Annotated in this window: 17 protein-coding genes and 1 pseudogene; 9 read left to right on the forward strand and 9 right to left on the reverse strand. The window is 62.7% G+C overall.

Going from position 1 to position 23920, the window contains the following annotated elements; genetic code table 11:
* Positions 1-136: 136 nt before the first annotated feature.
* From VF769_RS18005 to VF769_RS18015, 3 genes and pseudogenes are all read left to right on the forward strand, one after another.
* Positions 137-568, forward strand: a pseudogene (locus VF769_RS18005) (asparagine synthetase B family protein); the annotation flags it as partial.
* A 135-nt stretch (positions 569-703) separates the two neighbouring features.
* Positions 704-2041: an asparagine synthase C-terminal domain-containing protein gene (locus VF769_RS18010; protein ID WP_331009878.1), complete on the forward strand. Its 1338-nt coding sequence runs from the start codon at positions 704-706 to the stop codon at positions 2039-2041.
* Positions 2029-3210 (forward strand): glycosyltransferase, encoded by a 1182-nt coding sequence (locus VF769_RS18015; RefSeq protein WP_331009818.1) that lies wholly within the window; start codon positions 2029-2031, stop codon positions 3208-3210. Before VF769_RS18010 ends, VF769_RS18015 begins: the two co-directional genes overlap by 13 nt.
* A 244-nt stretch (positions 3211-3454) precedes the next feature.
* Here VF769_RS18015 and VF769_RS18020 read toward each other — a convergent pair whose 3' ends face one another.
* The 5 genes from VF769_RS18020 to VF769_RS18040 all read right to left on the reverse strand — a co-directional run bounded on the left by VF769_RS18020 (position 3455) and on the right by VF769_RS18040 (position 7999).
* Positions 3455-4522, reverse strand: coding sequence for a glycosyltransferase family 4 protein (locus VF769_RS18020; protein WP_331009819.1), 1068 nt, complete (start codon positions 4520-4522; stop codon positions 3455-3457).
* Positions 4519-5646: a glycosyltransferase family 4 protein gene (locus VF769_RS18025; protein ID WP_331009820.1), complete on the reverse strand. Its 1128-nt coding sequence runs from the start codon at positions 5644-5646 to the stop codon at positions 4519-4521. The genes VF769_RS18020 and VF769_RS18025 overlap by 4 nt, the downstream gene beginning before the upstream one ends.
* The gene (locus VF769_RS18030) at positions 5643-6536 is read right to left on the reverse strand and encodes an NAD-dependent epimerase/dehydratase family protein (RefSeq protein ID WP_331009821.1); all 894 of its coding nucleotides are present in this window, start codon (positions 6534-6536) and stop codon (positions 5643-5645) included. The genes VF769_RS18025 and VF769_RS18030 overlap by 4 nt, the downstream gene beginning before the upstream one ends.
* A gap of 29 nt (positions 6537-6565) precedes the next feature.
* Complete coding sequence (locus VF769_RS18035; protein WP_331009822.1) at positions 6566-7324, reverse strand: DUF3108 domain-containing protein; 759 nt, start codon at positions 7322-7324, stop codon at positions 6566-6568.
* A 102-nt stretch (positions 7325-7426) separates the two neighbouring features.
* On the reverse strand, positions 7427-7999 hold the full coding sequence (locus tag VF769_RS18040; protein ID WP_331009823.1) for a hypothetical protein: 573 nt from the start codon (positions 7997-7999) through the stop codon (positions 7427-7429).
* 350 nt (positions 8000-8349) lie between these two features.
* Here VF769_RS18040 and VF769_RS18045 point away from each other — a divergent pair, with 350 nt between their 5' ends.
* From VF769_RS18045 to cysC, 4 genes are all read left to right on the forward strand, one after another.
* Positions 8350-9381: an O-antigen ligase family protein gene (locus tag VF769_RS18045; protein WP_331009824.1), complete on the forward strand. Its 1032-nt coding sequence runs from the start codon at positions 8350-8352 to the stop codon at positions 9379-9381.
* Between the two features lie 64 nt (positions 9382-9445).
* Positions 9446-10456, forward strand: coding sequence for an NAD-dependent epimerase (locus tag VF769_RS18050; protein WP_331009825.1), 1011 nt, complete (start codon positions 9446-9448; stop codon positions 10454-10456).
* On the forward strand, positions 10446-11351 hold the full coding sequence (gene cysD, locus VF769_RS18055; protein WP_349258166.1) for a sulfate adenylyltransferase subunit CysD: 906 nt from the start codon (positions 10446-10448) through the stop codon (positions 11349-11351). The genes VF769_RS18050 and cysD overlap by 11 nt, the downstream gene beginning before the upstream one ends.
* Positions 11351-13207, forward strand: a complete 1857-nt coding sequence (cysC, locus tag VF769_RS18060; RefSeq protein ID WP_331009826.1) for an adenylyl-sulfate kinase — start codon at positions 11351-11353, stop codon at positions 13205-13207. The genes cysD and cysC overlap by 1 nt, the downstream gene beginning before the upstream one ends.
* Here cysC and VF769_RS18065 read toward each other — a convergent pair.
* On the reverse strand, positions 13179-14327 hold the full coding sequence (locus VF769_RS18065) for an AGE family epimerase/isomerase (RefSeq protein WP_331009827.1): 1149 nt from the start codon (positions 14325-14327) through the stop codon (positions 13179-13181). The genes cysC and VF769_RS18065 overlap by 29 nt on opposite strands.
* Before the next feature lie 90 nt (positions 14328-14417).
* Between VF769_RS18065 and VF769_RS18070 the strand changes: the two genes are divergently transcribed.
* Positions 14418-15485, forward strand: coding sequence for a mannose-1-phosphate guanylyltransferase (locus tag VF769_RS18070; protein WP_331009828.1), 1068 nt, complete (start codon positions 14418-14420; stop codon positions 15483-15485).
* Here VF769_RS18070 and VF769_RS18075 read toward each other — a convergent pair.
* Complete coding sequence (locus VF769_RS18075; RefSeq protein ID WP_331009829.1) at positions 15482-17788, reverse strand: S8 family peptidase; 2307 nt, start codon at positions 17786-17788, stop codon at positions 15482-15484. The genes VF769_RS18070 and VF769_RS18075 overlap by 4 nt on opposite strands.
* A gap of 203 nt (positions 17789-17991) precedes the next feature.
* Complete coding sequence (gene lepA / locus VF769_RS18080; protein ID WP_331009830.1) at positions 17992-19797, reverse strand: translation elongation factor 4; 1806 nt, start codon at positions 19795-19797, stop codon at positions 17992-17994.
* Positions 19798-20023: 226 nt separating this feature from the next.
* Between lepA and VF769_RS18085 the strand changes: the two genes are divergently transcribed.
* The gene (locus VF769_RS18085; RefSeq protein WP_331009831.1) at positions 20024-22558 is read left to right on the forward strand and encodes a TonB-dependent receptor; all 2535 of its coding nucleotides are present in this window, start codon (positions 20024-20026) and stop codon (positions 22556-22558) included.
* 79 nt (positions 22559-22637) lie between these two features.
* Here the strand turns inward: VF769_RS18085 and VF769_RS18090 are convergent, their stop codons facing one another.
* The gene (locus tag VF769_RS18090) at positions 22638-23825 is read right to left on the reverse strand and encodes an acyl-CoA dehydrogenase family protein (RefSeq protein ID WP_331009832.1); all 1188 of its coding nucleotides are present in this window, start codon (positions 23823-23825) and stop codon (positions 22638-22640) included.
* Between the last annotated feature and the right edge of the window lie 95 nt (positions 23826-23920).

The following is a 23920-nucleotide window of genomic DNA, read 5'->3' on the forward strand; positions in this document are numbered from 1 at the left end:
CCCTTGACCCGCACAAGTGTTAAGCTAGGCATTCTCTTGTCTCAAGCCACTGACGGCATCAAGACCGAACATGTGCGGAATTGCCGGTTTTGCTGCGCCACGCGGCGCCTCCATCGATCGAGCAGCGCTTGTCCGGATGCTTGACCGCCTGCGTCATCGCGGGCCCGATGGCGACGGCATCTGGATTTCGCCGGAGGGAAATGTTGGCTTTGGCCACCGCCGACTGGCAATCATAGATTTGACGCCCGCTGCGGCACAGCCGATGACGGAATCTAGCCAGCAGATATGGGTGACCTTCAACGGCGAGATCTACAATCATCAAGACTTGCGACGCGAACTCGAAGCGCTCGGACACACCTTCCGGACGGATCACGCAGACACTGAAGTCCTCGTACAGGGCTATTTAGCCTGGGGTTTTGACTGATTGCTCCTCAAGCTCAATGGCATATTCGCCTTTGCGCTACATGACCGGCGCAGCGGCGAAACTTGGCTTGCGCGTGATCACGTCGGCGTCAAACCACTTTACTTTAATTTCTATCACGACGGAGTTGCATTCGCATCCGAGATCAAAGCGCTATTGACGTTGCCGGGCGTCCGCAATGAGGTCAATGTCGCGGCCGCACATCACTATCTGACCTTCATGGTCGCGCCTGCACCTATGACCATGATTCAGGGCGTTTACAAATTGCCGGCTGGCTGGCGGATGCGCATCGCAGCGAGCGGCAAAGCTGATGGTACGCGCTATTTTTCGCCATGGCCGGACAACACGCTCGATGCTCTGCCCGAGACCGAACGCGTCGCGCGCGTGCGCGAGGTATTACGCGCCTCGGTCGAGAGACAATTGCTGGCAGACGTGCCGGTTGGCCTCTTCCTCTCTGGCGGCGTTGATTCCACAGCGTTGCTTGCACTCGCATCCGAGATCAAATCCGAACCGCCGCGCACCTTCTCCGTCGGGTTCGTTGAACCTACTGAGCTTGATGAGGCGGCATATGCGGCCACGATCGCGGATCGTTTCGGGTCCAGACACACCGAAGTGCGGATTGGGGCGCGCGATGTGGCCTTGTCTCTCGACGAAATGGTGTTCGAACAAGACGAACCAATAGCTGATTGGGTGTGCCTCCCCTTGCGTGCAGTTGCGCGCAGCGCCCACGAGGCCGGCATCAAGACTGTGCTTTGTGGCGAGGGTGCCGATGAGCAATTCTGCGGCTATGAGCATTACCTGCGCTATCTGGACATCGCGGCTGGACCACACAAATGGATTTCAGCGCTTCACACACTCGGCGCGGGTCGCCCCATCGCCGCATTGGCCGACTTCATCGGCGGACAAGATTTGCGACGTTCTTTTCATGCAGATTTCTTGCGGCGCGCAGCGCTCGGGCAAGAAGCTTTCTGGGGGGGCGCCATCGTCTTTACAGACGGCATGAAGCGATCAATATGGCGCGGTGGGCTGCCAGCGCAATCGATCGATCCTCGGCTTGGCGCCGCGGGCTTTGACATTATTCCATGGGACGAACCGTCAAGCGCTGTCGTATCTGCCCTCTTGGCGCCGCTCGACGCGGCCGAGCCAAACGCCGAACCTCTACAGCGTATGATCTGGCTTGAACTTGCACAACGCCTGCCGGAATTGCTTCTGATGCGCGTGGACAAGATGTGTATGGCCAGTTCGCTTGAAGCGCGCGTCCCATTTCTTGATTTAGAGATCGTGCGGATGGCCGCACAATTCGGTCGGGAAAGCAAGATACCAGGTCGGCGGCCCAAGCACCTTCTCAAACAAGCATTGCGCGGCATTGTTCCAGATGACGTCTTGGACCGACGCAAAAAGGGCTTCGGCGCACCAATGTGTGACTGGTTGCGCGGTGACCTCGGCATCGAATTGCGCCGCCGTATGGCGGATAGTACGGTCTATCAGACGCTCCCACTCGATCGAGAAGCATGCTTGCGTCTCATCGATCTCCACTATGCGGGAGAGCGCGACTATTCGATCTATATTTGGGCCCTGTTCAACCTCGCCGCTTGGCATGATCGCTGGTGCGCGGCGTGACGAGGAATGCAATTGTTTTTGGTCTCCATCCCTGGAGCGGGCCATTTCGTCTTGGCGCACATCAATTGGCGTCGGCACTGCAGCGCGCTGATTTCAGGGTGCTCTTCGTGGCTCCCCCCCTATCGCCGCCACACATCGCCGCAGCAGCTATATCCGCGTCGGTTCGTGTGAGGTGGCGCGAATATTTCACCCGCATTGAAGATCAGGGCGTCCGGGTCATTGCACCCTTCACCTGGGTGCCGCTAAGCGCGCATTGCGGCGCCAACAGCAGAAGAAATCTCTCTGCTTGGCCAGCGCTGACAATGCCCTCGCTCAAACAAGCATTTGAGCATCTGGGATTTGATCGGCCGGACTTGGCAATCATTGACGGCCCACTCCAGGTCGCGGCCGCGCAACTCGCAGACCCCAAGCGCCTTGTGTTCCGGATCTTCGATAGATTCAGCCACATGCCAGGCGTGACACCGGCGCTCATGGATTTGGCCCACCACAGCGCAGAATCTGCCGACCTCGTGATCTATTCGGCAAGAACACTTGAAAGAGACGCGAAATCTCTTGGCGCCAAGCGATTGCTGTACCTCCCCAATGGTGTAGACGCCGATCACTTCGCGCGCCCGGCGCCAGAGCCGCAAGAGTACGCCACAATTCCCCGCCCGCGTGCGGTCTATGTGGGACAGACCGGTGCCTTGTTCGACATCACGCTTTTGGCGCGAACCGCGCAAAACTTGGCGCACGTTAGTTTCGTTGTTATCGGACCCGGCCGCCCAGCGCTTGCACCACTCGCGCGCCTTCCGAACGTCCATGTTCTTGGACCACGAAAATGGACGGACCTTTCTCCATATCTCCAGCATTGCGATGTCGGTCTGGTGCCGTTTGCAGTTCACGCACAGCGGGACTATGCAGACGCGATCAACCCCTTAAAGATCTACGAGTATATGGCGGCAGGTCTACCAGTGGTCGCAACCCGCTGGGCCGAGCTTGAACAACTTGAAGCTCCGGGCCTTTATCTGGGCGATGGGCCAACTTTTATCGACGAGGTTTCCGCGGCGCTTGGCGCAGCCGCACCGCGTGAAGCGTTGCGGGCTTATGCGCGTTCGCAGAGTTGGGACCAGAGGACTCAAACGCTCTTGAGAATTTTATCTGAACAGCAACGCACTTTGGGCGGTGATTGATCGGCGGACCACGACCGCCGCCGACCGTGACAATGATCGATTATGGCGCAAGCACACGCCGTCGGTTCAAAGGCTGAATCCAAAGTTCAGGGCAACATGACGAACGGGAGGTCTCGTCTGGAGGCTTGTCGTCTGGGGCAACTTTTTACCGGGGACCGCTGGCGGTCGACTCGATTGGCTTTCCTTCTACGGGCACACCGCCGCGCTGAGCGCAGGCGCGATGTTTGTAGTCTCAGGTGCATTCCTAGACTTCGTCAAGCCAGCCCCAGTAATCATGACCCCAGCTCTGAGCGGACATCGAAACAGCCGCCTGCAACTTTTCCCTCCAAGTGGAGGCGGTGATCTCCGACAGCGTGCTTGCCAGAGACTGCGCGCAAACATTTGTCATGATCCAACCGGCTCGACCGCTGCCAATCTGCTCAGGCAGTGCGCCGACGGGCGTGACGACACAGGGCCGTCCAAGCGCCAACGCCTGCGCAACTACGCCAGATTGGGTTGCCGAGCGGTAAGGCGCGAGTAGAATGTCGCAAACAGCAATCAAATCTTCTAATGCGGCCTCGCTCATCCAGCCGGGACGCACCTCGACTCGCTCGTCGCAGAGCCGCGCGCGCATTGCATCATCAAGTGTTGGTCCCTCACCTGCGATGGTAACCCGCCAATCGGCGCGAGCATCAATCAAGGGCAGCGCATCGGCCAGGAGATCAATGCCCTTGTAAGCCATCATGCGTCCCGCAAAAAGCAGGTGTTTCGGGCCGTCGTTCTGAAATGATGCTGTTCGCGGTGCGAACACCGCGCTCAGGGGTGCGATGATGATTTTTCGTCTCGTCACACCGCATCGCTCAAGTTCACGTGCGGCATATTCGGACATGGCCACAACACGCACCGCGCACGCCGTCAGCAACGCTTGCGTCGCGCGCTGACCGAGCGCCGCGTAGTCACCAGGATGCGGCGCGGGATCATGCGCGAAATACACGAGCGGCTTATTTAAGCCCAATGCCAGCGGTGCGGCACTCGCGAAATTCATCGGCAACAACACAGCGTCGCAATCGCGCGCGGCTTCTTCGAGAACGCCCGCGCTGTCGCCAAGCGCCAGTAAGGTGCTGAGCGGCTTGTGGCGGTTGGTTGAAACCTCTGCCGCGCGCGTTTCGAACGCAAATCCTCGCGCGCGTGCGAGCAGAGGGTCGTTGGCGTGCAACGAGAGTCGTATTGCCCCTGCGCCAAAACGCCTACTCAAGCGATGCGCGAGATTGACGGCGTATTGACTGCCGCCACCGCCAGTGGCGGACCAATACCAAATCAGTAAGCGCTTCATGACGGCCTCTGGGCAGAACGCCAAGCTTCGCTCGCCTGCGCGCCAGCGTGGACCTCAGTGTAACCTTTCACCACCCGTTGCCGCGCAGCACTTCCCATGCGTTGACGCAGGTCGGCGTCAAGGACCAACTTCCGAAATGCGTCGACAAGACCCTGAACATTCTCGCGCATCACAACAACGCCCATCTCACCGTGCGCGACAAAATCAGCGCAACCAGGTACGTCTGATGTGACAATAGGGCGCCCGCAGGCGGCGGCTTCAAGAAGTGAGCGCGGCAGTCCCTCTCCGCCGCGTGAGGGCAAGCAGGCGATATGCGCCTGGGCCCAGAACGCATTCACGTCGTCGATGCGGCCAACAAATTCGACGCCCTCCAGGTCGGCCCAGCGCGCCAATTCTTCGCCGCTCACCGCCTCCGGATTCTGTGGGTCGCGAGCGCCCGCGATGCGCAGCACCACGTCCATGCCCTCCGCGCGCAACGCCCGCAGCGCCTCCACTGCCAGATCCACCCCCTTCGACCAGATCAGGCGCGCCACCAGGCCAATGATCACCGACCCCCTCTCGGGCGGAGGCACAGGCGTGAAGGCCGTCGGATCAACACCCGCGCCGGGTATCAGTACGACGTGGTCTTCACCGAGCGGCGTTGTGCCCGCGACCCAATCGCTATCGGCCCGATTCTCCACCAGCAACACCGAGCGCGGCTCGCGCAATTCGCGCCGCAGCATGCGCCGGAGCCGCCAGCTCACCAGCCGTGTCCAAGGCGCGCGGCCGACCGAGAGATAACCGCGCCCCGTCACCGCAAATACGCGCCCCGGCCCACGTATGCGCGCCAGCGCCAATAGCGCGATCGGTTTCAGCGCAATTGCGTGGACCACCTCCGGCCGCTCCCTGGCGATGATTGTGCGCAGCGCCGCGATTTGCCTGCCGACATCCCAGGGGCGAAGCGAACGTCGGGAGAATGGCAAGTCGATTAAGCGAATGTGCGGTTGATCCGCCAGAGCACCGGTATCTCTGGCCGCGACAACGCATTCATAACCGTCCTCGACGGCGCGACGGGCCAAGGGCAGAAAGTGCGAGCGGAAGAACCAATCTTCCGTCACCACGAAAAGCAACTTCGGGCGGTTCATGCGCGCGCCATCCACGCTCGCGCTGTTTCGCTGAGCAGCGCTGCTGAGTCTTGTGCGCCGATCTCGCCGTAAGCCGCGCGAAACGCGCTATCGTCGACGGCCAAGCTTTCCCGCAAAACCGCCGGCGCCAATGCCGCGAGAACAGGCGCGCGGAACAGGCCGGGCGGACGTCCCAGACCTCGGCGCAAGGCCGCGATCATCTCGGCGGTCGACAGCGCGGGCTGATCCGCCAAGTGAAACACGCCGTTCGGTCCCTCCGGACGCCGCACCACGGTGCGCACGGCGTCAACAAAACTGCTGAGCGCCAGCACGCTACGCCGATTGCGCACGTGGGCGAACGGCAAAGGCGTCGGGCTTGCGGCCAGCCGCAGCAGCAGCGCGAAATTGGCCTTGGCTTCCGGGCCATGCACCAAGGGCGGTCGCAGGACGATGGGGTTCAGCTCGGCGTGCGCCAGCGCGATCGCTTCCGCCGCCAGTTTTGCCCGGCCATATGCATCCGCCGGCTCTGGCGCCTGCCCCTCGCGCACAGCCTGGGTCCCCTCGGTCCGCACCGCAATTGCTTTGATGGAGCTGATCTGGATGAAGCGCTTCACGCCCGCCTTCTGCGCCTGATCCACCAGCGCGCTCGTTCCGTCCACGATCGCTTCGCGCAAGGCCGGCTCGTCAAATCGCGCGTGGGCCGGGCTGGCGAGATGCACGACGGTGTCGACATCCTCGAGCGCGGCGCGCCAATCGGTCTCGCGGCCAAGCGCGCCCACAGGCGCTGCATCGATATCCGCCGGCGCAGCGCCACGATAGGCGCCGCGCACGGCAATACCATCCGCCCTGAGCGCCGCAACGAGCGCGCAACCGATGAATCCCGATGCGCCAGTGATGAGAACGCGCGCCATCGCCCCTCTCGGCGCCAGCCTAGTCCAAGCTAGCTGCGCTGATAGCCGCGAATGTCCAGTTGCGCTGCGCCAACTGGCGTCGGCACCTGGATGCGCAGCGGCGCGGCAAAGCCTGGCTGCTCCGGCAACGCAAACCAAGCTTCCGCCGCCGGTACGCGCGACGGGTCAAAATTCGAGCTGAAGCCCGCGATCGGCTCATAGCGGAAATTGCAGTGGAGGGCCGGCCCACTATATCCGCCGCCGCTGAAAGTCGTTTCCGCGCGCGGCGAAACGGCGAGCCGATAATGCTGGCGGCCGTCGAACACGAGCACCGAGCCCCGGCAGGCGCGCGCCACGCCGATCTGACGTCCCAGCGCGAACACCCCCGTCAGCGGGTCGTAGGAGCCGTTGCGTTGCGCTTGGCTGGCGGGCGGCGCGCCCATGTCGCGATAGGTCGGCGCAATAGTGGACGTCACGCCGCTCGCGCCACGCGCCAATTGCGTGCGGCGAAACTTGCCGGAATAGGCGTGCGAAATGTCGTAGCTCGTCCAATTGATCGCCGCGCCGGCGATGGCGCCGGTCGAAGTCGCTGTGATCTCCGTCTGATCGAATAAGCGCGCGGCCCCGGCGGTGCGCAAATTGGCGCGCACGGCGTAGCGCGTCGGCGTCGCCGTCACTTCGTAAGAGGCTTCGCCCAACACGACGACGCCCAGCACAGCGGCTTCGTAATTCAGACGATAGGTTTCCGCATGGGCCGTTGTCGCAGCAACAAGCATCACGACCAGCGAAGCCACAAACGTGCGCACCATGTATTTCCCCCGTCGCCCCCGATCCGTTGCTAGCGCAAGCAAGCGCGCGCGTCATCACGCGAGATGCGTCGCGTTTGGGACTTCAACTAAGTTGTGAGAAGCCTAGTAGCTCTCGTGCGCCAGAAACAGTTCGGCCAGTTCCAGGTGTGGATCGCGATAGGGCACGCTCTGATCCATGTTCGCGCCGCCATAGCTGATCGGCATGGCAGTGATCGTTTCCGGCGCCGGCGCCTCCACCGAAGCGGGTTCGCTCAGAGTGAGACGCAATTGCTCACGCGCTGGCGCTGGGGTCGGCGCTGCAGCGGCATAGGTCGGCGCGAAAGTGACGAGACCATCGTCCATCGCCAATGAGCGGAGACTCTCGATACGCTCGTCAGTTGCTGCGCGCGTGATTTCCAGCGAAACCGCCGAGCGGGCCAATTCGGCCTGAATTGCATCGAGTTCAGCGCCGCTGAGGGGCGCGGGATAAGCCGGCAACACGGCGTAAGGATCGTCGGAATTTGAAGTCGCGTCCGCGCCGCCGCCAAAGGCGGAACTCACGCCGATCATACCGCCGAAGCCAGCCGGTGAAAAAATCGTTACCGCAAGCATAGTCGCGGCCACGCCCGTCAGGCTGGACTTCACAATCGTATCGCGCGCTTCATCGCCAAACGATTGGGCTGACCGTTCTGTCATCGACTTAGCTCCCGCACGCGAAGACGCGCTGGCCCCCTTTTGGGCGACCCTCAATACACGTCTCAGGCGTAACAAAGCTTAAATATCGCCCGGCGCCAAGCACTAAGGCGCCGTAAGCGGTGACGATGCTGAAAGATTGGCTACGAAATGGTCGCCCCTTGCCTGATCTGCCCACGCTGTGACATCGCCATGATCCCATAAGGAGCACCAAAGCTTTGCGGCCCCCCAACATCGACGGCTTCGCCCGCGCGGCCTTCTTTGCCTTGCTGCCTGCGGCGACAGTCGGGGGCGCGCTGGCTTTGCCGGTGTTGCTCTGCCTTGCGGGCGCCCTCTCCTTCCGATCCAGCGCGATGAGGCAAGTTATTGAAAATAGGCCCCTGGCGCTTTGGCTCCTGCTGGGCCTGGTCGCTTGGGTGGCAAGCTCTGCGCTCTGGTCCTCAAACACGCAATCGCTGCAATGGCTGAAATTGCTCCTCCTTTGCGGGCTTGGGCTCATCTTCACGGCCCGAGCGAGCCTGGCGCAGGACCGGATATCCTTCCTCTCAGGGGGCCAGGCGGCGCTTGCCATCGTAATCCCGCTCCTGGCGGTGGAAGTCCTCTTCCAAATGCCGCTCAACCGCGCGGCCCAACCCGATCTTGATCTTGACGGGCTCAACCGGAATCTGAGCCGCGCCACCAGCGTAATGACCGGCATGGCGTTCGCGGTCGCTGCCGGCTTGATCGCCCTCGGGGGGCGCTGGCGCTTGGTGTTTGCTGGCCTGGGCCTTTGCGCCACTGCGGCCATCGCCGCCCTTCAACCTGGGCAGACCGCTAATTTCCTTGCGGTCGCAGCTGGGCTGATAGTTTTCGTTCTGACCTTCGCGGCGCCGCGCTTGATGCTGCTCGCGGTAACGGGCGTATTGGGCGCCTGGGTGCTCGCTGCGCCCTTCGTGACCCAGCTTCTCCCAACCGATCAGGCTTTTCTGAACGCGCTGCCCTTCTCCTGGGCCGCTCGGGTGGGCATCTGGGATTATGTCTGCGCCCGCATATGGGAGCAGCCCTTCTTCGGCCATGGACTGGAAGCGGCGCGCATGGTCAGCGACCGCCTCGTCATCCAAGGCGAAGACATGAGCGCCGTGCCCGTGCACCCCCACAGCGCCAGCCTCCAGATCTGGTTCGAGACCGGCCTTGTTGGGGCGTTGCTCGCAGCCTCGGCGCTTTTTCTAGGCGGCTGGAGGCTGGCTCAGTCGCTGCGAAACCAGCGCGCGGCGGCGGCGGGGGTGGCGGCAAGCTTTGCGGCTTTGGGCCTTAGCGCCAATCTAAGCTATAGTCTGTGGCAGGAATGGTGGCTGGCGACCCTGCTTCTTGCCGGGGCGCTGGCGGGCGCGGTTCGGCGCACTTGAAACCTTACGCTTCGCGCCCTGTTTGGTTGCTTTTGCGCCTGCCCCCACCTATCGAACCCACGCGATGACACCCATTCTCGTCACCGGCGCCGCGGGCTTCATCGGCTTTCACTTGTCGCAACGACTGTTGGCGCAAGGCCGCCCGGTGGTCGGCCTCGACAATATGAGCGCCTATTACGATGTGGCGCTGAAACGCGACCGGCTGGCGCAATTGCAGACGGCGCCCGGCTTCACCTTCGCCGAGATCGACCTCGCCGACGAAACAGCGCTGAAGCAATTGTTTGAACGCCATCGCTTCGAGATTGTGTTCAATATGGCGGCTCAAGCCGGCGTGCGCTATTCGCTCTCGAACCCCCAGGCTTATGTGAAATCCAACCTCGACGGGTTCGTGAACCTGCTCGAATGCTGCCGCCATCATAGCGTGAAGCATCTGGTGTTCGCGTCATCCAGCTCCGTCTATGGCGCGGTGACGAAGATGCCCTTCAACGTGCATCAGAACGTCGATCATCCGCTCAGCCTCTACGCGGCGACGAAGAAGTCGAACGAGCTCTTGGCGCATTCCTATGCGCACCTCTTCCGTATTCCCATGACGGGCCTCCGCTTCTTCACCGTGTATGGCCCCTGGGGCCGGCCGGACATGGCGATGTATCTCTTCACCCGCGCAATCTTCGCTGGCGAGCCGATCGACGTTTTCAACAATGGCGATATGGAACGCGATTTCACCTACGTCGACGACGTGGTGGAGGCGCTGGTGCGCGTGGGCGACCAAGCTGCGACACCCAACCCGAACTGGAGCGGGCAAACGCCGGACCCAGCGACCTCAACCGCGCCATACCGTCTGTACAATATCGGCAATAGCCAGCCGGTGAAGCTCATGCATCTCATCAAGCTGATCGAAGAGGCGGTCGGCAAGAAGGCGCTTCTGCGCATGCTGCCAATGCAGCCGGGCGATGTGCCAGCGACGTTCGCGGATGTCGAAGATTTGGCTCGGGCCGTCGATTTTGCGCCGCGCACCTCCATCGAAATGGGCGTGCAGCGCTTCGTTAGATGGTACAGAGACTATTGTGGGCTCTAGACAGCGACTTTCCCACCTTAAGGCGCTCGAAGCGGAGAGCATCCATATCCTGCGGGAAGCGGCGGCGGAGCTGTCACGGCTGGTGATGCTTTATTCGATGGGCAAGGATAGCGCCGTCCTGCTGCACCTTGCGGCCAAAGCGTTCTACCCCGGCAGACTGCCGTTCCCGCTGCTCCACGTCGACACGACATGGAAGTTTCGCGACATGTACGCGGTGCGCGACGCCACCGCGGCCCAGCACAAACTCATCATATACCGCAACCCGGACGCCGAGGCGAAAGGCATCAATCCGTTCGAGCACGGCTCGGAGGCGCATACGCACGCGTGGAAGACGGAGGGGCTGCGTCAAGCGCTTGCAGCGCATGGCTTTGACGGCGCCATTGGCGGCGCGAGACGCGATGAAGAGAAGAGCCGTGCGAAGGAACGCATATTCTCGCTGCGCTCAGCGCATCAACGTTGGGACCCCAAACATCAACGCCCGGAATTGTGGAGCCTCTACAATGCCCGCAAGCATGCCGAGCAGAGCTTCCGTATATTCCCGCTCTCGAATTGGACTGAATTGGACGTCTGGCAATATATCGAAGCCGAGAGCATCCCGGTCGTACCCCTTTATTTCGCAGCCGAGCGGCCAGTTGTGCAGCGCTCGGGCGCGTGGATCATGGTCGACGACGAACGTATGCGGCTGGAACCGGGCGAAACGCCGGTTGTGAAGCGCGTGCGCTTCCGGACGCTGGGCTGTTATCCGCTCTCGGGCGCGATCGAGAGTGAGGCGACTTCGGTTCGTGACATTATCGTCGAGCTTCTGCGCTCCCAATCGAGTGAACGTCAGGGCCGCCTAATCGATAGCGACACGCCGTCTTCGATGGAGAAGAAGAAGCAGGACGGCTATTTCTGATGGCTGTTGAGACCTCCCTCCTGCGTCTGGTGACATGCGGCTCCGTTGACGACGGCAAGTCCACTCTGATTGGCCGCATGCTCTACGACACCGGCAATGTCACGAGCGACCAATTAGCGGCGCTCGAAGCGGATTCAAAAGCCATCGGCACGCGTGCGGGCGAATTAGATTTCGCATTGTTGGTCGACGGGCTGATGGCTGAGCGGGAGCAAGGCATAACCATCGACGTCGCCTATCGCTATTTCACTACGGCGACGCGCAAATTCATCGTCGCCGACGCGCCAGGCCACACCCAATATACCCGCAATATGGTGACGGCTGCGTCAAGCGCGGATGTCGCGATCCTGCTCGTTGACGCCCGCAAGAGCGTGCTGACCCAGACTCGGCGTCATGCCTTCATCGCCTCACTCATGGGCGTGCGCCAAATCTTGTTGGCCGTGACCAAGATGGACATGGTCGGCTTCGCGCGCGAGCGTTTTGATGCTGCGGTTCAAGCGTTCGTACCGATCGCGGAGACGCTCAATCTTGCGCGTTTGGCGGCGATCCCGGTTTCGGGGGTCACGGGCGAGAACGTTGTCAAACGCGGGTCCGGCACGCCCTGGTACGATGGGCCAACTCTGTTGGAACTATTGGAATCGGCCGAACCCAACGACGTGCATCGCGCGAGTGCGCCATGGCGGATGCCCGTGCAAAGCGTCATCCGCCCGGATCAGAATTTCCGGGGATTTGCCGGACGGCTCTCCTCCGGCGCGGTCACACGAGGCGATGCAGTTCGAATTCTGCCGTCCGGACATGGAGCCAGGATCGAACGCATCGTCACCGCCGATGGCGATTTGGGCGAGGCGATCGCAGGGCAATCGGTGACGCTCACATTGGATCACGACGTCGATTGCTCGCGCGGCGATGTGATCGCTTCGGCCGAGGCGCCTTGCGAGATCGCCGACCAATTCCAGGCGACGATCATCTGGATGAGCGAGACGCCATTATTCCCGGGCCGACGCTATGCTTTCAAGTTGGGAACGACCAACGCCAACGCGACGATCACGGAAATCCGCCACCGCGTCGATGTCGAGACGTTTCAGAAGCAGCCGACGCGCCAGCTCGACGCCAATGCGATCGGCGTCTGCAATGTGAGCCTCGACCGGATGATCGCGTTCGACGCCTTCGAGCAAAACCGCGAGCTTGGCGGCTTCATCCTGATCGATTCAGAGACGCACGAGACGGCGGGCGCGGGCCTCATCCATTTTGCATTGCGCCGATCGCACAATGTGCATTGGCAGGCGCTCGAAGTGGATCGCAAGACCCGCGCCGCGATCAAGGGGCAGCGTCCCGCGATCCTTTGGTTCACCGGGCTTTCGGGCGCGGGCAAGTCGACGATCGCTAATCTCGTTGAAAAACGTCTGGTCTCGCTGGGGCGACACACAGTGCTGTTGGACGGCGACAACATCCGACATGGGCTGAACCGCGATCTGGGCTTCACTCTGGCGGACCGGGTTGAGAATATTCGCCGCGTCGCGGAAGTGGCGCGGCTTATGTCGGACGCTGGGCTCATTGTGCTGGTGGCGTTCATCTCCCCCTTCCGCCACGAGCGCGACATGGCGCGCGCACTCGCGGCCAAGGATGAGTTCTTCGAGATCTTCATCGACGCGCCGCTGGGCGTCGCCGAGGAACGCGATCCCAAGGGTCTCTATAAGAAGGCGCGGGCGGGAGAGCTTAAGAACTTCACCGGCATCGACTCGCCCTATGAGGCGCCTTTGGCGCCGGAGATCCACATCGATACCACCAAACTGAGTCCCACCGAGGCGACCGAGGTGATTGTCGCGCGGATCACGAGCGCGATTGCGGTGCGGGTTTGAGCCGGGGTTCCAGACGCAGCACTTCGGAAAACGCCAACAGCAGATGATAGACGATCGAGGCCGGCACAGCTTGGACCATGGGTTCGCCATTGCCGTCAAACTGATCGATCCACGCCCCCGCCTTCGGCACCGCGAAATAGCGGTCAAACAAAAGCCAGAGCGCTGAGCTGACTTCCGCGCTTGGATCACGGCCGGTCAGCTCAAAGATCGCCAGCCACGCCTTGATACGCTCGGTATTGGTCCAAGCGCGCGAACTTTTGCGTAAGGGAGCGCCGTCGTCGCGTACCAGATCGAACACCGCGTGCGAAATGGAATCCACGCCATATTGCTCGGCGAATTCCGCGAGCGCCTGAGCTTCGGCCGAGCGATCAACGCCGGTGAGGCGCTGATATTGCGCCAGGATCCACGCCCATTCGAAATGGTGCCCCGGCTCGACCGCACGTCCCTCCTCGCAGCCCAAGCGCTTCCAATCCTCGTCGAACCGTTCGCCGAGCGTGTGGCCGTCGAAGAGGCGCGTGCGCAAGAGGTCGATCAGCTCCGCCGCCTGATCGAGAAAGCGCTGCTCGCCGGTGGCTTCGAACGCCGCGAGGCAGGCCTCGGTCAAATGCATGTGCGGGTTTTGAAGCCGCGGCGTACCCGCCGGCAATTTGCTCCAGAAGCCCGCGATCGGTCCGCGCATGTGCGTTTGAATGTAATCGAACGTCGCATGCGTGAGCGCGAGCGCATCCGCATCACCTGAGATTCGATAGCGCCACGCCATCGCGAACATCACGAACGACAAATCATAGAGATCGGGCGTCGCGTCGATGATCTTGCCGTCGACCGCAAGCGTCTTGGCCCAACCCCCATCCGGCAGGCGCGCATGCGCCTTCAAATAATCCACACCGAGCCGCGACAGCGCATCGCCCTCGGCCCAGCCCAAATGGGCCGCATGGGCGAACGCATAGGTCTGCCGGCACAGCACCCGCACGCGCTTGTAGCCGCAGGCAGTCGGCGCGCCGTTCAGCGCTACCTCCTCAAGAAAGCCGCCATGGACGCGATCGACCCCGTGCGCCGCCCAGAAGGGCAGCGCGTCCCGGAATAACCAGGATCGGACGGCGTCGAACGGAATTTGGCTCATTCAGAGACGTTCCAAACCTTACTCGCATTAATTTGCGCAACCAGCGCGCGCGTTCTTGCAGGCGTCGGTACGCCATTGCAAGAACGAGCCATGAGTACCGGGACAATGCAAACCTATCGTATCATTCCCGCCATCATGTCCGGCGGCGCGGGGACCCGGCTCTGGCCGGCTTCGACCGAGGCGCGGCCGAAGCAATTCCACGCCCTGGGCGGCGCCGAGACCATGATCGCGGCAACTGCGGCCCGCGTCAGCGGCGAAGCGGGCGCGCTTTCGTTCGCCCCCCCGCTCGTGCTCTGCAATGAGCGCCACGCCGATCTCGTCCGCGAAAGCATTGCCGCGCCCGCCGCCATCGTGTTCGAGCCCGCGCCGCGCAACACCGCAGCCGTCGGCGCCATCGCCGCAGCCTTGGGCGCTGAACTCGATCCAAATGCGCTCGTGCTGCTCCTGCCGGCCGACCACATCATCAGCGATGTCGCTGCGTTTCATCGCGCCATCGCGCAAGCAGCGCCGTTCGCGCGCGAACGCATCGTAACGTTCGGCATCGCGCCCGACCGCCCCGCCACGGGCTATGGCTACATTCGCCGCGGGCCAGCGCTTGGCGACGGCGTATTCGCCATCGATGGCTTCCGCGAGAAGCCTGACGAAGCGACCGCGCGCGCGTACTTGGCCACGGGCGAGTACGCTTGGAACAGCGGCATGTTCCTGTTCAGCCCTGCCGTGCTGCTGCGCGAGTTCGCGGCGAGTGCAGCCATCCGAGACCAAGCGCTCGAAGCCCTGAAGCGTGCGCGGCGTGAGGGCGTGAACATTCATCTGGACGCCGAGGCCTTCGCCGCCGTGCCGTCGCTGCCGCTCGACATCGCGGTGATGGAGAAAACCGCGCAGGCCGCCGTCGTGCCGTGTGAGATGGGCTGGGCCGATGTGGGGTCGTGGGATGAGATTTGGCGGCTCGCCGCCAAGGACGAAGCCGGCAACGCGCTGCACGGCCCCGTACTCGCCCGCGACGCCCAGAACAATCTCATCCGCAGCGACGGTGTGAAAATCCTCGCGGCTGGAATCAGCGACCTCGTCATCGTCGCCAGCGGCGATGCGATCGTGATCCTGCCGCGTGAGCGGGCGCAGGAGGTGAAGGACCTGCGCGCGCTGGCCGACAAGCTCTAATTCGCGACGCGAATACCGAAACGCAGCAGCGTCTCCGGCTCTGCGCTGGCAATATGCCCCGGCTCCAGCACGTAGAGCGTCTCGCCAAACGCCGACAGCGTCTCGCCGGCGAAGTAATTGTAGCCTACGCCGAAGCGAAGCTCGCGGCCGCTGGGCGTCGGCGCGAAGCTGCGTTCCTCGTAGCGCAGCGAACGGCGGCCGTACTTGTTCGCCGTCGGCGCCATGAAACTCAGCTCGCCATCTTCCACGCGCATCGGCTGCGACAGCGACACGCGCACAAAGCCCACGCCATCCTCGCGCAACGCCTGCAAAAATTCCGGCGTGAAATCGTGTTCCGCCTGCAGCGAGAACGCCGTCGTGCGCAGCGGCGAGACGACACGCAGCCAGCCCATTTGCGCCGCGTCCGAGACGCCATATTCGCCGGCCACGTTGAAGCGCAAATCGGGCGAGGCCGCATAGGACCACGCCACGCCGGTGAAATTCGTCTCCCCCGTCGGCGTATCGCCTAGGCTCTCGGTCCACGATAGGCCGAGCAGCGCACCCTCCTCCCGGATCGCGCCCAAAGTCACGTCAAAACCATGCGCCGCCGCGTCGAAGCTTGCGCGCAGCGCATGCGCCGTACGCGTATCGGCGACAAAGCCCAGCCCTTGCTCGGCCTGCGCCGTCTCAGTGATCAAGGAGAGCCGCGCGTGCTCGCCCAAGCGGCTGGTCAAGCTCAATGACATATCCGCGTTCATCGCCGCCAGATGGCCGACCGCATCGCCCTCTTCATAATGCGCGCGCCCGCCATGGGCGGCGAACGCGACGCTCAGCCCCGCGCCCAGTTCCGCATCGATGCGCGTCGGCGCTTGTTGCAGATCGGCGCGATCGATCGCGACACGATAGGAATCCGGCGCGATGTCGTCGGCGAACGACATCTGCACCCGTAGCCCGTTTTCATCGTGCGCGCTGCGCCACAGACGTGGTGCGTAGGCGACCCGCCCCGGCCCCGCGCCCGCGCTCAGCCAATTGTCGGCCAGATCGAGCTGGAAGGTGCGCCCATAGGAATCGAACGCCGCCACCGACCACAGCGACCTATTCTGGTAAATGCCGTCGCCGAACGCCGGCCCCGACACGCCGAGCGGCGTCGTATCTGTCACTGAAGCCATGCCCGCCACCAAAGGCGCCGCCAATGGCCCGACAGGTTGGAAGGCGCGACCAATGTTCAAGCGCCCGCGCCCATGCAGCGAATCCGTGCCGGCGGCGCCCGTATCATCCGTCGTGGTCAGCAACAGATCGACGACTTGCGACGGCGTCAGCGATGGAAACGCATCCATCACCAGCGCCACCGCGCCCGCGACATGCGGCGACGCATAGGACGTGCCTTGAATGCGGCAGAGATCGCCGTTGGGCCCCAGCCCGCAGGTTTGAAAACCCACGACTGGCCCCACTGGTCCGTGATCCGGCACGATGATCTGCCAGCCTGGGGCGGTCAGATAATAATTTAGGGTCGAGCCCGGCGGATTCGACACGGTGTTCAGCGTGCCGTTCGGATTGAGTCCGCCCGCCACCATGATGAGCCCGTTCGAGACGGTGGGGTTCGCGGCCAGCAAGCCTGGATAATTCGCCTGCGTCGCGCCGGAATCGCCGTCATTGCCGGCGGAGACGACCAGGATCACACCGGCGTCGGTCGCGCGTTCGATCGCGTCGATAAAGGATTGCGGCGGCAACGCCGAACCGCCGAGCGACAGATTGATCACGTCGACATTTTGCGCCACCGCGTAATCGAGCGCGTTCGCCAGATCGCTATAGGTGAAACCGCCGGCGGTGTCGGCGCGGATCGCCAGGATGGTCGCGTCGTAGGCGACGCCAACGGTTTGCGCATCGTTGTAATTGCCGGCGATCAGCGACGAAATTTCGCTGCCATGCGATTGCGTCGTCACCAACGCGTCGCGCCCGGCGACGATATCAACCGACGCCGGCGAAATGCGGCCGATCAGTTCAGGATGATCGGGATCGATGCCGTCATCGATCACGCCGACCAACACGCCTGCGCCCGTTGCGCCGTTTTGCCAGGCGATTTGCGCGTTTGAGCCGGCTGGACCCCAATTGTTGGTGAATTCCGCGCCCGCGAGATTGGGAATGTCGCCGGGCGCATGCGGCGGCGCGAGCGGTGGAAACAAGGGCGGCGGCGGCGGTGGAGGCGGCGGCGATACGATCGACCCGCCGCCTCCGCCGCCGCCACCACCGCCGCCGGCGCACGCGCCGAGCAAAGCGACGACAAAAGCGTTCAAAACCAAGCGGCTGATCTGGATCGGCGCCATGTTCCCCCCGGAAGCATCTTAAGCCCCAATCATTGGCCTGTTTTGGGGGAAGTGCAAACAGGGGGAGCGCCAGTTTGCGTGCGCCCATCGACGCTGCAAGCGCTCCTGCGCGGCCCTGCGTTTACGATGGAAGCCCGCGCGCCGTTTCATGCGCCGCTGCACGCGCTCAGCCTCAGCCTTCTGCAACTCGCTCGATTTCGTCCTCAATCCCCATCCATCTTCAACGCCGCGATGAACGCTTCTTGCGGGATGTCGACTTTGCCGAATTGGCGCATCTTTTTCTTACCCGCCTTTTGCTTGTCCAAGAGCTTGCGCTTGCGGCTGGCGTCGCCGCCATAGCATTTGGCGGTCACGTCCTTCCTGAGCGCGCTGATGGTTTCGCGGGCGATGATGCGGCCGCCGATGGCGGCTTGGATCGGTATTTTGAACATGTGCTGCGGGATCAGTTCTTTCAGCTTTTCCACCATGGCGCGGCCGCGCGATTCCGCGCGCGCGGCATGCACCAGCATCGAGAGCGCATCAACCGGCTCGTCATTCACCAGGATCGACATCTTCACCAGATTGCCTTCGCGATGATCGATGATGGAATAATCGAAGCTGGCGTAGCCTTTTGAGATGCTCTTCAGCCGATCATAGAAATCGAACACGACTTCGTTGAGCGGCAGCTCATAGACCAGCATGGCGCGCGAGCCGACATAATTCAGCTCCTTCTGAATGCCGCGCCGATCCTGGCAGAGCTTCATGATGGCGCCGAGATATTCGTCGGGCGTGAGCAACGTGGCTTTGATCCACGGCTCTTCTATTTCCTTGATATAGACCACGTCCGGCAGATCGGCCGGATTGTGCAGCTCCTTCACCTCGCCATTGTTGAGATGCACGCGATAGACGACGCTGGGCGCGGTGGCGATGAGATCGAGATTGAATTCGCGGCTCAAGCGCTCCTGGATGATTTCCAAGTGCAAGAGGCCGAGGAAGCCGCAGCGGAAGCCGAAGCCGAGCGCCGCACTGGTTTCCATTTCGTAGGAGAAGCTAGCGTCGTTCAGCCTGAGCTTCGACATGGCCGCGCGGAGGTCTTCGAAATTGGCGGCGTCGGTGGGGAAGAGACCGCAGAACACGACCGGCTGCGCCGGCTTGAAGCCTGGCAGCGCTTGCGCGGTTTCGCGGCGCATTTCGGTGATGGTGTCGCCGACGCGGGCGTCGCCGACTTCCTTGATGCTGCCGGTGAAGACGCCGATCTCGCCGGGGCCAAGCTCGGCCACCTCTTCGCGCTTGGGCCGCAGCACGCCCAGCGTATCGACGTTGTAATCGGCGCCGGTCTGCATGAGCTTCACGCGCATGCCCTTCTTCACCACGCCATCAATGACGCGGAAGAGCACGACGACGCCGAGATAGGCGTCGTACCAGGCGTCGACCAGCATGGCTTTGAGCGGCGCGTCGCGGTCGCCGGTCTTGGGCGGCGGCAGGCGGGTGACGATGGCCTCTAACAGCTCATCGATGCCCTCGCCGGTTTTGCCGGACGCGAGGATGGCGTCGCTGGCGTCGAGGCCGATCACGTCCTCGATCTGCTGCTTGACGCGATCCGGCTCGGCGGCCGGGAGATCGATCTTGTTGAGCACGGGCACGATTTCGAGATCGAGTTCGAGCGCCTGATAGACGTTGGCCAGCGTCTGCGCTTCGACGCCCTGGGAGGCGTCCACGATCAGCAGCGCGCCTTCGCACGCCGCTAGGCTTCGCGAGACTTCGTAGGCGAAGTCGACGTGGCCGGGCGTGTCCATCAGATTGAGGACGTAATCCTTGCCGTCCTTGGCCCGGTAATCCAGACGCACGGTCTGGGCCTTGATGGTGATGCCGCGTTCCTTCTCAATCTCCATGTTGTCGAGCACCTGCTCGGTCATCTCGCGCGCGGTGAGGCCGCCCGTCTGCTGAATCAAACGGTCGGAGAGCGTGGATTTGCCGTGGTCGATATGGGCCACGATGGAGAAGTTGCGGATTCTGTCCCGGGGAGTCATGGGGCGGGTGCCTATATCAGCCCGCCCGCGCCGCCAAGGTCGGGCGCTGCCGTAGGGGAGCTTTGAGCGGTTTTTACCGGGTTTACCTTACGCCCTGGGCCGTTTTCGGCGGGCATTCCCTAGCGCCTATCAATTCCAACAGCTTGGCGCCGCCCACCCCCCTCACTGAGCATCCGGCACAGTCGCGGCGGGGAAAAAATCAATAAGCCGCGTTGGGAGGGAATATATGAACCGCACGCACCTGCTGCGCGCCATCCTGTGCGTGAGCACGTCCGCCGCAGCGCTCGTCAGCGCGCCGGCGGCCTTCGCCCAATCGTCCGATCCGCTGGTCGCGGACGGCTCCGAGATCGTCGTGACGGCCAATCGGCGCGAGGAGACGGCCAACACGGTCGGCATGGGCATTCAAGCCTTCAGCGGCGAACAGCTCGATCAGCTGCATGTCACCGATGTGCGCGATCTCTCGTCGGTGGCGCCGAGCTTTTCGGTGCAGCAATCCTATCAGGGCGTGCCGATCTATACGCTGCGCGGCATCGGCTTCAACACGATCAATTTGTCGGCCACCTCGACGGTCGGCTCGTATGTCGATGAAGTGGCGTACCCCTTCCCGTTCATGATGACGGGGCCGATTTTCGACATCCAGCGCGTCGAAGTGCTGAAGGGCCCGCAAGGCACGCTTTACGGCCGCAATACGACGGCGGGCCTTGTTGACTTCATCACCAATCGCCCGACCGACGATATTCAAGCGTCGCTCACCGGCGAATGGGGCAATTATCAGACGCACAATCTGGAAGGCTATTTCAGCGCCCCGCTGAGCGACAATTTCCGCTTCCGCGTCGCCTTCCGCTCCGAAGACAGCGATGAAGGTTGGCAAGAGAGCAATACGCGCGACGAAACTCAGGGCGAAATTCATCGCTTGGGAGGGCGCGCGCGGTTTGAATGGGACGTCACCAACGATTTCCTCGCTGAACTGACGCTCTCGGCCTGGGAAAACCGTTCCGACACGATCGTCGGCCAGGGCATTGGCTTCACGCCGGCGACCGACCCCGCGCTCAATCCGGCGGCGGCGCTGTTCAACGCCGGCGGCTTGTACAACCCGGCCGCCGGCGCGGGCTTGGTCAATTACATCCAGAACAATTTCCCGACCGATTCCACCCAAGCCGATTGGGCGCCGGAGAGCGTGCGCAGCGCCGATATCGGCGCCGGCGCGGGTCTGCCGGGCGATCTGGCGGAGGACAATTTCTTCTGGGCGGGCGCTTTGCGTCTGAGCTGGGAGCTCCCCAATGACATGCGCTTGGTGTCATTGACCGGCTACAACCACCTTGAGCGCGACGCGCTCTCGGATTGGAGCGGCGCGCCCTATGAAGTGCTGCTGCAGCAACTCGACGGCGAAGTCGAAACCTTCTCGCAGGAAGTGCGCATCGAAGGCGAAAACGAACGCGTGCGTTGGTTGATCGGCGCCTATTACGGCGCGGACGAAATCCAGGACAACAACCGCACCCTGCTCGGCCAGAATTACAACGTCGCCCGTATCCGTACGGTCGGCCAATTGATCCTCGCCGGCATCGAGCCGCTGACCTACAACCCGCCGGGCACAATCAACCCACTGCCGGGCTTCTACAGTCCCGGCGCTTACACGCCGCTGGACATGGCGCAAGCGTTCCGCACCTATCGCGACTTGGCGAGCATGGAAGCGGAAACCCGCAGCGTGTTCGCCAACGCAGAATGGGCGTTGAGCGATGCGCTCTCTCTGACCACGGCCGTGCGTTACACCGAAGACGAGCATTCCTATGAGGGCTGCTCCGCGGACTTCAACGGCTCGATGCTGGCCAACGTCAACGCCGTGAACCGGTATCTCTACACGGTGATCTACGCGTTGCCGACGCCGACGCCGATCACCATGAACCAGTGCAACACGTTCAATCCGATCACTGGCCAGTTCGGCCAAGTGGCGCACACGCTTGAGGAAGACAATGTCTCCTGGCGCTTGGGCCTTGATTGGCAAATGAACAGCAAAACCTTGCTCTACGCGTCTGTGTCGCAGGGCTATAAGGCGGGCGTCACGCCCGTGAACGCGGCCAGCACCTCGACCCAGCAAGCGCCGGCCACGCAAGAATCGCTGCTGGCCTATGAAGTCGGCGCCAAGCTCGGCCTGTTCGATCGCGCCGTGCAGTTCAACGTGTCGGCCTTCTATTACGATTACGAAGACAAGCAGATCAGCACGTATTTCGCGGACCCGATCTACACCGCGCTCGCGCGCCTGCAGAACATCCCGGAATCGCGGGCCTATGGCGTGGACCTGGACGTGACCTGGCGCGCCACCGACAATCTGACCCTGATCGGTTCGGCGACCTATCTCGATACGGCCGTGATCGAGTATTCAGGCACCGGCCCCGCCGGCACGCCACGCTTCTATGACGATGTGGCGTTCCCCTACAGCGCGGAATGGCAAGTGAGCGGCACCGTGCTCTATGAGCGCGAGCTGAGCGACACGCTGGGCTTCCAGGCCGCGCTCAACGGCCGCTGGCAAGATGAATCGGCCGCCGACCTGGGCGATTCACCGACCTTCGCCATCGATTCCTACGGCGTGTTGAACGCGAGCGTTGGCGTGCATGCGCTGAACGATCGCTGGGCGCTCCAGGTTTGGGGCCGCAACATCACCGACACCTATTATTGGACGTCGGTGGCCTCGAACGCGAACGTGGTCGTGCGCTTCCCCGGCATGGCCCCGACCTACGGCGCTTCCCTCACCTTCAATTATTGATCCCGCGTTCTCCCAGAGCGCGCCCTTTGCCGCCGTCTGCTTCGCAGGCGGCGGCTTTTCTTTGTGGCGCCCAGTGGCGTTAGAGGCCGAGGACGAGGCGCGCCATGATGTTGCGCTGGATTTCGTTGGAGCCGCCATAGATGGAGGCGGCGCGGCTGTTGAAATAGCGCGCGGCGGCGTCATTGCCGATGGGCGGCTCGTTGGCGCCGTGGCCATTGGCGTGGGCGCGCGCGACCGGCGCGTAATGCGCGGCGAGATCGAGGCCGAGCTCTTCGATCTTCTGCAACATCTCCGTGCCCTGCGTTTTCAGCATGGACGAGAGCGGGCCAGGGTTTTGGCCGGAGCTTAACGCGCTGGCGACGCGATGTTCGGTGATCTGGATCGCTTCGACCTTGATCTCGGCGCTGGCAAGCCGCGCTGCGAAGGCGGAATCGTCCAAGAGTGGCGGGCCCAATTCGCTCTCGGCGCTGGCAGCGGCGCGGATGCGCTTCAGACACACCCGCAAAGCCGGCGCGAACGAGCCGCCGCGCTCGAATTCGAGCAGATATTTGGCGACGGTCCAGCCGTCATTCTCGGCGCCGATGCGATTGGCTTTCGGCACGCGGACATTGTCGAAGAACACCTCGTTGAGTTCGTGCTCGCCGGCGAGATTGATGATCGGCCGGATGGTCACGCCCGGCGCTTTCATATCGATCAAGAGGAAGGTGATGCCCTTTTGCGGCTTGGCGTCCGGATCGGTGCGCACGAGGCCGAACATCATGTTGGCGAAATGCGCGTGCGTGGTCCAAATCTTGGAGCCGTTGATGACGTAATGATCGCCGTCGGAGTCCGCGCGGGTGCGCAGATTGGCGAGATCCGAGCCGGCGCCGGGCTCGGAATAGCCTTGGCACCAATAATCTTCGCCCGAGAGAATACGCGGCAGATAATAGGCGCGCTGTTCAGGCGTGCCGTGATGCATGATGCAGGGGCCGACCATGCGCAGCCCCATCGGCGCCAGATTCGGCGCGCCAGCGCGGGCGCATTCTTCGGCGAAGATGTAGCGCTGCATTTCGCTCCAGCCGGGGCCGCCGAATTCCTTTGGCCAAGTGGGCGCCGCCCAACCGCGCGCATGCAGGATGCGTTGCCATGGCAAGGAATATTGCGGATCGCAGAACACGCTCGTCGCCGAACGGCCGCCGGCGGCGAGCTCCGGCGTTAGATTGTCCCTAAGGAAAGCGCGTACCTCGTCCCGAAACTGAATTTCGTCGTCTTCAAGCTCGAGGTTCATGCCTGCCCCGCCCTTCGACTGTCAGACTTTTCAACTGTCCTTGCAGCCACACTCATGCTTTCGTGTAAAAGACGACGCACGAGTCAAGTTCGCGC

The organism is Vitreimonas sp. (genome assembly GCF_036392335.1).
Taxonomy (GTDB): Bacteria; Pseudomonadota; Alphaproteobacteria; order Caulobacterales; family Aquidulcibacteraceae; genus Vitreimonas.